This is a genomic window from Paenibacillus ihuae (assembly GCF_001368795.1).
In the GTDB taxonomy this organism is placed as follows: Bacteria; Bacillota; Bacilli; order Paenibacillales; family Paenibacillaceae; genus Paenibacillus_AQ; species Paenibacillus_AQ ihuae.
Map to the genome: position 1 here is coordinate 3,417,829 of NZ_LN831198.1, position 11,170 is coordinate 3,428,998.

9 protein-coding genes and 1 pseudogene are annotated in these 11,170 nt (G+C 49.7%); 3 read left to right on the forward strand and 7 right to left on the reverse strand.

Annotation, left to right across the window (positions count from 1 at the left end; all coding sequences use genetic code 11):
* From AQR02_RS15670 to AQR02_RS15685, 4 genes and pseudogenes are all read right to left on the reverse strand, one after another.
* Positions 1–1,565 (reverse strand): annotated as a pseudogene (locus tag AQR02_RS15670) (DNA gyrase/topoisomerase IV subunit B); the annotation flags it as partial.
* A 69-nt stretch (positions 1,566–1,634) separates the two neighbouring features.
* Entirely contained in the window at positions 1,635–2,624 is a 990-nt protein-coding gene (locus AQR02_RS15675) for an ABC transporter permease (protein WP_054941281.1), read from the reverse strand.
* Positions 2,617–3,597 carry an ABC transporter ATP-binding protein gene (locus tag AQR02_RS15680; RefSeq protein WP_082451866.1) on the reverse strand — a complete coding sequence of 327 codons (981 nt, stop codon included), beginning with the start codon at positions 3,595–3,597 and terminating at the stop codon, positions 2,617–2,619. The genes AQR02_RS15675 and AQR02_RS15680 overlap by 8 nt, the downstream gene beginning before the upstream one ends.
* Before the next feature lie 53 nt (positions 3,598–3,650).
* Positions 3,651–4,595, reverse strand: coding sequence for a GDSL-type esterase/lipase family protein (locus tag AQR02_RS15685; RefSeq protein ID WP_054941283.1), 945 nt, complete (start codon positions 4,593–4,595; stop codon positions 3,651–3,653).
* 391 nt (positions 4,596–4,986) lie between these two features.
* On the opposite strand from AQR02_RS15685, the gene AQR02_RS15690 reads away from it, so the two are divergent.
* Positions 4,987–5,967, forward strand: a complete 981-nt coding sequence (locus tag AQR02_RS15690; RefSeq protein WP_054941284.1) for a zinc dependent phospholipase C family protein — start codon at positions 4,987–4,989, stop codon at positions 5,965–5,967.
* 128 nt (positions 5,968–6,095) lie between these two features.
* Here AQR02_RS15690 and AQR02_RS15695 read toward each other — a convergent pair whose 3' ends face one another.
* The gene (locus AQR02_RS15695; protein WP_245237491.1) at positions 6,096–6,887 is read right to left on the reverse strand and encodes a CAP domain-containing protein; all 792 of its coding nucleotides are present in this window, start codon (positions 6,885–6,887) and stop codon (positions 6,096–6,098) included.
* Positions 6,888–7,172: 285 nt separating this feature from the next.
* Entirely contained in the window at positions 7,173–9,134 is a 1,962-nt protein-coding gene (locus tag AQR02_RS15700) for a WG repeat-containing protein (protein ID WP_054941285.1), read from the reverse strand.
* A gap of 305 nt (positions 9,135–9,439) precedes the next feature.
* Between AQR02_RS15700 and AQR02_RS15705 the strand changes: the two genes are divergently transcribed.
* Both AQR02_RS15705 and AQR02_RS15710 read left to right on the forward strand, forming a co-directional pair.
* Positions 9,440–10,024: a YdeI/OmpD-associated family protein gene (locus AQR02_RS15705; protein WP_245237492.1), complete on the forward strand. Its 585-nt coding sequence runs from the start codon at positions 9,440–9,442 to the stop codon at positions 10,022–10,024.
* A gap of 101 nt (positions 10,025–10,125) precedes the next feature.
* Positions 10,126–10,704, forward strand: coding sequence for a hypothetical protein (locus AQR02_RS15710; RefSeq protein ID WP_054941286.1), 579 nt, complete (start codon positions 10,126–10,128; stop codon positions 10,702–10,704).
* A gap of 119 nt (positions 10,705–10,823) precedes the next feature.
* Here AQR02_RS15710 and AQR02_RS34370 read toward each other — a convergent pair.
* The coding region (locus AQR02_RS34370; RefSeq protein ID WP_245237493.1) for an ABC transporter permease at positions 10,824–11,170 on the reverse strand (347 nt) is incomplete at its 5' end.

Consider the following 11,170-nt stretch of genomic DNA (forward strand, 5'->3'; position numbering starts at 1 on the left):
CGGTCATAATAATAATCTTGGAATAATTGCTGTCTTCCACGGCAAAAATCCGGGCCGATCCCTGCACCAATTGCTGAAATGATTGCTTTATATTCATCGTTCTTTAAGATATCAAGCAGCTTGGCTTTTTCCGGATTCATCGGCTTGCCCTTTAGCGGCAGAATAGCCTGAATCTTGGAGTCGCGGCCCTGCTTGGCCGATCCTCCGGCGGAATCCCCTTCGACAATGAACAGTTCGGTACGCGTAACGTCCTTAGACTGTGCGGGTGACAGCTTGCCGCCGAGATTAGAGCTTTCACTGCGCTTCTTGCCGCTGCGGATTTCATCGCGGGCCTTACGGGCCGCTTCCCGCGCCTTGGAAGCCTGAATGGACTTCTTCAGCAGACTCTGCGCCACCTGGGGATTCTCCTCCAGGAACCGGGCCATATTCTCGGACACGATATAATCGACGGCGCTGCGGGCAGAGGCGCTGCCAAGCTGATCCTTTGTCTGGCCGACAAATTCCACCTCAGACATCTTCACGCTGATTACGGCCATCATGCCTTCGCGCAGGTCATTGCCTTCCAGGTTCTTGTCCTTTTCCTTCAGCAGCTGCGTCCGGCGTGCGTAGTCATTCAGCACACGTGTATACGCCGTCTTGAAGCCTGTTTCATGTGTCCCTCCGCTGCGGGTAGGAATAGAGTTCACGAAGGAGGCCAGCGTTTCTGTGTATCCGGCGTTGTACTGCAAGGCCACTTCAACCTCGATGTCATCCTTCTCCGAACTGAAATGAATCACATCATGCAGGGTATCCTTGCCTTCATTCAGGAACTGCACGAATTGGCTGGCTCCGCCTTCATAGAAATATTCATCCTGACGGCCGCTGCGCTCATCGCTAATGTTAATGCGCAGGCCCGAGTTCAGGAAGGCAATTTCCTGTACCCGCTCTGCCAGGGTGTCATAGTTCAGGGCGATGCCATTTGCAAAGACGCGAATATCCGGCTTGAAGGTAATCTTCGAACCGGTCTTATTCGTATTCCCGAGAATCTCAAGGCCGGTTACCGGCTCGCCGACATGCTCCTTGCCGGTTTTATCCACCCAGTATTCGAAGCGCTGGCGGTGGATTTTGCCGTCACGGTAAATTTCAACTTCCAGCCACTCGGACAATGCGTTGGTCACGGAAGCACCAACGCCATGCAGACCGCCTGATTTTTTGTAGCCGGAACCGCCGAATTTGCCGCCCGCATGCAGGATTGTAAAGACAACCTGAGGGGTTGGCACTCCTGTCTTATGCATTCCGGTCGGGATGCCCCGCCCGTTATCAATTACTGTAACTGAACCATCCTTACGCAAGGTAATATCAATTTTGGAACAAAATTTGGCTAAATGCTCATCAACGGCGTTATCCACGATTTCCCATACTAGATGGTGCAGTCCCGAGGAACTCGTACTTCCGATATACATGCCGGGCCGTTTGCGGACCGCAACCAGACCTTCGAGCACCTGAATGTCGTCAGCATCGTATCCAGTCCGGCCTGCTTCGCCGTTCTTAGAGACTTTTGCAAACATATCGATCTGTTCGAGCATTCATGCTCCTCCTTCTTCGTCTCACTTACTCTGAAATGCAAACAAACGTTTTCGTTCACTTTGTACATTCTAATTCAAAATATCCCGTTTCGTAAAGACGGCGAATGAAATGATTATCGCTGCAATCCCCCAAACGCCTAAAACAGCCATGGAAAAAGACAGCGTCATTCCCTCAATTGGCGCCGGTGTGCCGGCCAAATATCCCGTCAGCCCCAGATTAACCATAAACAAATACTTCGCTGTCGTCCAAGCCGCGGCCATATTAGTGAGTATGGTTCCGGCAATCAGCGCTGCCATCATTACGACAATACTCGCCGCCGTGCTGCGCACCAGAACCGATACCATAAAAGCCAAGACAGCAACAACTACACTGACGAACCAGATCAGTCCGCCCTGCATCAATAGATATTTCCACTGCGGCACCGAGTGAACGGTCGTCATGTCAACCGTATCTCCGCTGAGCTGAAAGCCGGTGAAGACAGGGATACTAAAGCCCTTGTATCCGAAGGCGAGACCTGAAATCAGGTAGCTGATCACAAACACCGAAAGCACAATCAGGGAAACAAACATGAGCAGCGCCACCAGCTTGCTGAACAGGACCTTCCAGCGCTTGACCGGCCGGGTAAGCAGCATTTTGATTGTGCCTGTGGTCCGTTCCCCGGACACAAGATCTGAGGCGACGGCCATAATCAGCAGCGGAATGAATAAAGAGACGGAATTATCCAGAAATTCACGGGTAAACGTCACTCCGCTCGGCTCATTCGGATTCACATCATGATCCAGATAAAACTGCAGCTGCTGGACAAAAATCCGCCGGTACGACTTCCACTCCTCCGGAATACGATCACTGCCGAGCGAGTTCTGATTATCGGTGATCTGCTGCTGAACCTCCAGCCTCCAGTCCGAATTAAACTTGTCCCGGCTGCGTTCAGCTATCCGCATTTGCGCATATGTAAACATTGGCACGAGTACAAGCAGAATCAGCAGTATAACATAGAATCGTTTCTTTTTTATAATTTTCGTACACTCATTACGGATGAGCGGAAGCAGATTAGTCAATAGATTCACCTTCCGTTAGCTTCAAGAATAGCTGTTCCAGTGTGGGGTTAATTTTATGCACGGCTCTGACTTCCACCTGAGCTGTAACCATGACAGCCACAATCTCCGGTATCAAGTCATCCTCCATGGCAGTGATCAGAGAGCCCTCGCCCATTCCGGCAATAATGGAGTCGTCCAGCGTAACCTCGTCCAGCCGGAGCAGCCGGATATCCGGGCGTGTTTCCAGAATGCCTCTCGCAGCCTCAAGCGGCTCCAAATCCCAGAGCACATAAGGGGAGTTACGGGCAACAAGTTCATTTACCCCGCCGACGGCCAGGACCCGCCCTTTGCTGATGATTGCGACACGGTCGCACAACAGCTGAATCTCACTGAGCAAATGGCTGGACACGAATACGGCAAGCCCGCCTTCAGCCAGCTCGCGGATAAATTCGCGCAGCTCCTTGATACCTTTGGGATCCAGCCCGTTCGTCGGTTCATCCAGAATGAGCAGCCGCGGGCGTCCCAGCAGCGCCTGGGCAATGCCGAGCCGCTGCCGCATGCCCAGCGAATAGGTGCTTACCTTATCATGGATGCGCTGATCCAGCCGGACAATCGCCACCACCTCGGCAATCCGGTCCGTACCCACTCCAGGCTGCATCCGGGCAAAGTGCTGCAAATTTTCCCAGCCGGTTAAGTAGGTGTACACTTCCGGGTTCTCTACGATACAGCCGACGTACTGGAGTGCTTTTTCGGGATCACGGTTGACATTGTAGCCGCAGACGGTGATGGTTCCTTCAGTCGGGCGGATCAGATCCACGAGCATCCGGATGGTGGTCGTTTTTCCGGCGCCGTTCGGACCCAGGAAACCAAAGATTTCCCCCTGCTTCACGTCAAAGGTAACATCGTCGATGATCCATTTGCGGCCTATTTTTTTGCGGACCCCATCTACGGACAATACAACGTTTCCGGTGCCTCCGCCTGTCTCTTTTGTCATATCCAACAACTCCTTGCCTACATTCAATTCTGCAATAAAAACCTCTAATCCTCTTATCGAACCGCTTGTATAATCCGTTCACTGATCCGCTGATAGCCATCCCCGTTCGGGTGAAAATGATCGCCTGAGAGATACTTGTCCAAATGGCGGTTGAATAAATCAAAGGTTGGAACAAGGGTCATATTGCTATGTGTATTGATAATATCCATCGCGGCATTATTCCAGGCGGTTACCGCCTGATTCCCGGGTACGAGCAGATCCTTAATATCTCCGAAGGGATTGTATAGGCCCACATAAAAAACTTGCGCCTGCGGATTAATCTCGGATATCGTCTGCAGGATCTCACCCAGCCGCTTCGCGGCATCCGGCAAGGCAGCCAGCAGTGATTCCGGCGTTAACTTATCTTCACCCGGCTTAGGCGTGGAAGTAACCAAGGCTCTGTTCTTCCCGTCAATGGTTCCTGTTGCTTGAACCGGGCTTGCCGCATCCTGCGTCTCAGCGGCTGCCGATGGTGACGGGCCTGGTGTTGCCGCTCCCTGGCCTTCAGTCGCATTTCCCACAATATCCGAGCCCCGGAACAGATCATTGCCGCCAATGGATATTAGAATAATATTAGCCTGCCGCAGGGCGTAACGGACCCCCTCTTCCTTGAGCTTGGTTTGCAGTCCGGCCGTTGTCAGTCCGTTAATCCCCATATTGCCAAGCAGCTCTGCAGATCCTCCGTCAGCCGACAATCCATCCAGCGTGCGCTTAACAAAACCGCTCCCGGCGTTATCACCCGTCCCCTTGGCAAGTGAATCACCCAGCGCGAGAATCTTCAACGGATCTCCGGCTGCCGCAGTAGGAACGGCTGTCTCTTGAGGTAATGCGGTTGACAGCGCTTCTCCCTGCGGATTAAGAATATCGCCTACTGCAGATACAAATCCCACAATCAATAGTATTGTTGCTGCTATGGAAATCAGGCTCACACTTCGCCAGGTCCATTTGGAATCTTTCAAAGTTATCCCTCCGTACGTTCTATTCTCCATTGTTCCACATTTTACAAACTTCTTAACTATGTAACTAAACATAATTCTTCTATACACATTTTGCAAATAAACGGGACACCTCCTGCATGCGCGGATTCCTCCTGAAGGAGAGCTTGCGGCCTTACGAATAAATGCTAATATGCAAAAAATAGGAGCAGCCTATACACTCAGGAAAAAGTAGCCCTCTCTAATGCAGAATGATTGATAAAGATTAGTGTGAGGAGTACCCTGAAGAAGAAGGTGAACCGGAAAAAGTTGCTCTGCATATACCAGGAATTACAATCCGCTATAGCGCGTTTCACTTTCTTTTAATATATAGCCTGTATGCTGGAGGAAACTACGATCAGGAGGGGTGAAGGAGATGCCCAATATTTGGATGCATCTGGAGTACGGTAAGCAGCTTGCGGAGGAATTCAAGCGTGAGTTTCCTTTTCTGGAAGATGTGGAGACGTGTCCTGAGCTGTACCAGCTAGGCTGCCAAGGACCGGATTTCCTGCTGTATCACAGCTTTCTGCCCTGGAAAAAAGAGACCCTGGCACTTCGGCTCGGCGATCTTATGCATACGGAAAACTGCGGCCCTGTGCTGATCGAATTCTGGAAACGGGCCATGTCCCTGCCCTCTGCCGACCTGAAGAATGTACAGCAATATTTCCTGGGCTTCCTCACCCACCATCTGCTGGACCGCAATCTTCATCCTTATATCAATTGGAAAGCAGGCTACAAGCACCGTGATCATCAGCGTTTCGAGATCGTTCTTGATACGGTGTTCATGAAGCGGCTGAAAGGGATGGATACCTGGCGGTATGCAGTCTGGAAAAAAATCAATGTCGGCTCCCATCTGCCTTTCCCTATTCACACCATACTTCACGAAACTGCAGCTGCATGGTATCCTGACACGAAAAAACTGCCTGCTGAAATATGGCATGAGGCCTATCTCGATATGCTCCTGGCGCATAAATGCCTGTACGATCCGAGGGGCTGGAAGAAATCGCTCCTGCGGGGCAAAGCCCGCCGTCTTTTCTCACAGCAGCTGTCTCCTGCCGAGGAGAAGCTCGATTACTTGAATGAAAAACATGGTGAATGGCGGCATTCAGCGCTCTACTCGGAGGTGCGGACCGAAAGCGTCTGGGAGCTGTGGGAGGAAGCGCTGGCAGAAGGACGGACGGTACTGCGGGCTCTCGGCTCATGGCTGAGCAGTTCAGCACCGGCCGAGGCCTCCCGGGCACTGGAGAAATTCAAAGAGGTGCTGGGCGACCGCTCGTATGACACTGGTAAGGATTGCAGCAGCAAGCTTAAAAATATGTACGCCGAACCGATCTGGGAGGCAGGAATCATCTCCTGAGCCACTCTTCTGAATTCATTAGACGCCGCCGTATGAACAACCCGCCCAACCAAAAAGGGACTGTTCCAGCCAGCCATCTCATGGCCAACTGAACAGTCCCTTTGGTATCTCAACTTAGTTAGTATTGCTTATTTGCCGATGAATTCCTGTACCCAGTAGTTATTGTCATAACCCACACCAATGTAATTGAAATTTGCGCTTAAAATGTTGGCACGGTGACCTTCGCTGTTCATCCAGGCAGTCATTACCTCCTGAGCTGATTTCTGGCCCATGGCGATGTTCTCGCCTGCTGCCCGGTACGTAATACCGAAAGTGGCCATCATATCAAAAGGTGAACCGTACGTAGGTGAAGTATGGGAGAAATAATTATTAGTACGCATATCTGTTGCCTTAGCAGCTGCCACCTTATTCAGGCTGTCCAGCGCACTTACCGGAGACAATCCGGCCGCGGCACGTTCTTTGTTTACAAGGTCCACAATCTGCTTCACATACGTAGCTTGAGTGCTTGCTGCTGCAGCCGGAGCTGCTGTTGCCGCTGGTTTCGCTGCCGGTGCCGGTGTTGCCACTGGCTTTGCTGTTGCTGTTGGAGCCGGTGTTGCCGCTGGTTTCGCCGTTGCTGTCGGTACTGGTGTAGCTACGGGTGCTGGTGTTGCCACTGGTGTTGCTGTTGCTGCAGGAGCCGTTGTCTTCTGAGGTACAACTACCGGTTTGAATTTAAATACCGTTACTGTCGTACCGTTAAAAGAAAATGCCTTATTGTTATATTGAGTGAAATTTTGCATGAATTGGGCAAAGCTCGTAGTTGTTCCTTCAACTGCGTTGCTAGTTGCAGCGTCTGCTTGTAATGGTAGAGAAATGCTCAGCGCCATAACAGCTGCTACGCTACCACCTATCATTGCTCTTACAGTCTTGCTCTTCATTCTGCCATCTCCTTGTTCTGGTTGTTGGATTTGCTGTGATGCCAAGAGTGTTGGCGGCAAATATTACAAAGTTGTAATTTGTTCCTAAGTCATTGTAGCATAAATCCTTTTCATTGTGCGCCTCTAAGTTTTTCCATCACTAGACTCCAGGAAGTCTTGTCCAGCTGAGAGAGCGCCTATGCATCTGTACATGGTTAAGAAGACTGTCCGCCCTATTCAGGAACGGCAGTCTTCTCGTCATTGCAAGCTTCTTATTTTATTTATCGGCTCAGCAGCCTATTTCTCTTAATGATATGACTGCCAGAAGTCTCCTTCGGTGGAGATCAGCCCCATAATCTCAGCATATGGAATTCGGAAGGTTGGGAATCCTGCGGCGTAGGGTGCGATCTCATAAGGTGCAAAATACAGATACAGTGCAGCTTCATCCACATAAAAAGGCTGATCTGCCGTAATGCCTTTGTACGTATCCGGGAAAACGTAGGAATACTGCGGGTCGGTAGCGATCTGCTTGCCGACAATCTCGCTGAGCTTCTCCACATATTTGCTGCCCGGCTTGAATAAGTCGCTGAGCATATAGAACCTGCCGCTGCGCAGATTGATATGCACATAATTCCGTGTAGGCATGCCATGTGCAGCGCCAAACGGGAAGTTATAGCCGCTGAGCTCAAGCACGAGCAGATTTTTGCGGAAAAATTCTACGGCAAAATCACCCGTGTAGCTGAAATCCTGCGCCGCCCCTCCGCTTCCCACCCCCTCGGCAAGGGAAAGGCTGCGCAGCTTGTCATTAACAGCTCTGGAAACCTCTGTGCTGGCAATCCCCTCTATTACCGGATAATAAACCAGATAGTCCCGGTTTGGTTTATATTTCTTCTCCAGCACGGAGTAAGGCGGTCTGAGCGGGATAACCCCATTTTGACGCCACACCTGCTTGCCCTTGCGGTCGTAATAGGCTGTCCGCTGATCAACATCTGCACGGATCAGGCTGCCGCTGAAGGAGAGTGTGCCTGCTCCGGCAATAACGGGTGGCTGCGACGCTTTTTTGCCGCTTTTGTCAATAAAATAGGTGTCTTTAGCATCATAGACGGACGCCAGCCCGTGCTGATAATTGTTCACCCCTAGCAGCGGATGATTGCTGAGAATTCTGCCAGTTCCGGCATCGGCAATGACATAGCGGGACCCGCGGTACGGCTGGTCTGCATAGACCGGAGTTCCCAGAGCGACCCGGTTTTCACCGAGCTGTTGCACTTCATAATAGGTGGCCGGAACTACCTGCTTGCCCTGCTTATCGATTAAACCGTAGGCGTTGCCGTAATCCTCCGCTGTATTGATGACCGCTCTTCCTTCAGAAAAGGGCAAAGCAGCAGTAAATTGCGGTTTGATCGCGACACTGCCGTCCAGATTGAGATACCCGTATTTACCATTCTCCGTCTCCTGATAAGCCAGCAGTCCATCCCCTGGATAGCCGACAAAAGGATGTTTATACGTATGCAGAACAGTACCCTCAGGGTCTACCAGTGCATATTCCCCCTCGTTGACTTTGACGAGTGCTGTACCGTTCATGAAATCGCCCGCATCCAGATACACCGGGGGCAGTACTTCTTTGCCCTGCGCATTCAGGTATCCGTACCTTGAATTCCCTGTTGTGCTCTGTTTAGAGAAAAGCGCCCGGCCTTCATGCAGCGAATTCAAATAGTCATACCGCGCAGAAGTTACCTCTTTACCTTTTTCATCAATGAAGGTGTAGCCCTTTGCGTCCGAAACGACCGCCAGGCCTTCTGCAAACGGAGCGATAAACGAATAGACTGGTTTTACCTTCTCGCGTCCGCTGCTGTCAATCAGACCGCTGCTGTTCCTGCGCTGAACAATGGCCAGACCGTTATCCTGAAAATCCTCGGCATAATCATACCTCGGTTCAATCACTGTCCGCCCTTCGTTGTTGATATATCCCCACAGCGTCCCTTCTTTTAGCTTAAAAGGCGCCGGATGGAGCACTTCTGCCCGCAGTCCGCTTCCTTCCCACTCAGTCAGGTTGTAGATTGGTTCCAGCGGTTTTATGGAGTAGTCTATACGGTACAATCCCTCCTCTGCGGGGATCGTGACGAACAGATCATCATCTGCACGTATGAACTCCTCTTCCTGCTGGGCAACAGCTTCATTCCAACCGATCCCGTCCCACTTCCACACTTCTGCCTGCAGCGGGCCGCTATCCATTCCTTTTGCCAGCTCATTCAGCTTAATCCTCAGCATCCCAGTCGCTCCCTTACAAAGGCTTTTGCCTATAGAATATGAGAAGGTGAGGGAAAGGGTGTTTATGTGCCTAAGGGGGTGCAAAACGAGATCGGGGGAAAAGATGAGAATATAGCCGTGACTGCGCGGATGTTTGGACTTCCGGCCGCTGTTGTCTTCGGAAAGTCTTCCAAACAGACGCTACCACTCCGTCAAATTCCCCACCAAGAAAAGCGACGGGATTCAATAGTTCCAGCAGGGTGAGATAATCACTGACTGTATCTGTCAATTATCAAGATGTACACTACGAGTAGGAGGCGAATCAATTGATCAATAAAGTTAATGAAAAACCGCTTATGTTCTTTGGCGATCAACAATCTTTCGAGAATTGGCTTGAGAACAATCATGACACTTCACCGGGAATCCGGTTGCAAATTGCGAAAAAAAATTCCGGCTTGGTTTCTGTATCCTATGATGAAGCACTTGAAAGTGCATTGTGTTACGGATGGATTGACAGCCAGAAGGAAAAGTTAGATGAAAAAACGTGGGTTCAACGATTTACTCCGCGTGGGGATAAGAGCATCTGGTCGAAAGTGAATAAAGAAAAAGCAGAGCTTCTTATCAAAAATGGAAAAATGCAGCCCTCTGGATTCAAAGCGATTGAAGCTGCCAAAAAGAATGGACTATGGGACAAGGCCTATGAATTGCAAAGTATCGCCTCTTTGCCTGAGGATTTCGCAATTGAACTGGAGCGTAACGTCAAGGCGAAGGCATTTTATGATACGTTGGATAGAAAAAATCAATATGCATTCCTATTCAGAATCCATAATGCCAAGAAGCAAGAAACCCGTGCGAAACGAATTCAACAGTTCATAATGATGCTTGAGAAAGGCGTGAAAATTTATCCCTAGTTAATCATTATCGATTCTGAACTAACGATTAACGACAGTTTAATACTGCCGAGGGCAATCCCAAAAAAATACTCGATGAATATCTAATTGGGGCTGGAAAAATGAATAATAATAGAAACTGGACCGTTTTATTTATTGGCGGAGCATCAGGAATAGGTAAATCAAGTATTGCTTATGAAATGGCTCGATTTTATGGTGTGAATGTCTTGGAAGTAGATGATGTCCATCTATCAGTAAAAACAGTTACTTCTAAGGAGTATTTTCCGGCAATTCATTATTGGGATTCTGGAGTAGACTGGAAGGACATTGGAGTTGACGGCAATGTAAATTGGTTGATTGATGTAAGCAAAGAAATATCCCCTGTCTTAAAAGAACTCACAAACAGGCATATTGAAGATAAATTGCCAATTATCATTGAAGGCGATTTTATCCATCCCGAATTTACTTTATCTTTCGATAACCCAGAGGTAAAATCAATATTTGTACATGAATCGGACAAAAGCCAAATATTGCAGAATTATTTATCAAGAGAAGGTGGCGAATTACAACATTTCAGAGCAGAAGTAAGTATTTCATATGGGGACTGGATAGCTGATACCTGTAAACAAAAGGGGATAGGTTTAATTGAATCCAGGCCTTGGAATACTGCCTTACGCAGGGCTATAAAGTGTTTATTGTAATGTAAACCCCAAGGACACCTGCTTCAGCGAAAAAGGGAACAGCTATCGTGATAGTCTGATCCCTGGTTATATTTATTTCCATTACTTTGAGATAAAAGGAGTAACAGATGCCCACAACCTTAAGCTGCACTCCGTTTGTACGCGCGTACTGCAAATAGATAAGCGACAATCATTATCCCTAAGCACCAGGCCAAAGCGACCCATATATCATTGCCCACCGGCTGTCCGGAGAGCAGAGCGCGGATGGCTTCTACGATTGAAGTCACCGGCTGGTTATCGGCAAAGGCGCGAACGGCCTTCGGCATCGAGTCGGTCGGCACGAACGCCGAGCTGATGAATGGCAGGAAGATTAGCGGATAGGAAAAGGCGCTTGCTCCCTCCACCGTTTTTGCAGACAGCCCGGCAATGGCCGCGATCCAAGTCAAAGCCAGTGTAAACAGCACTAATATACCTGCTACGGCTAACC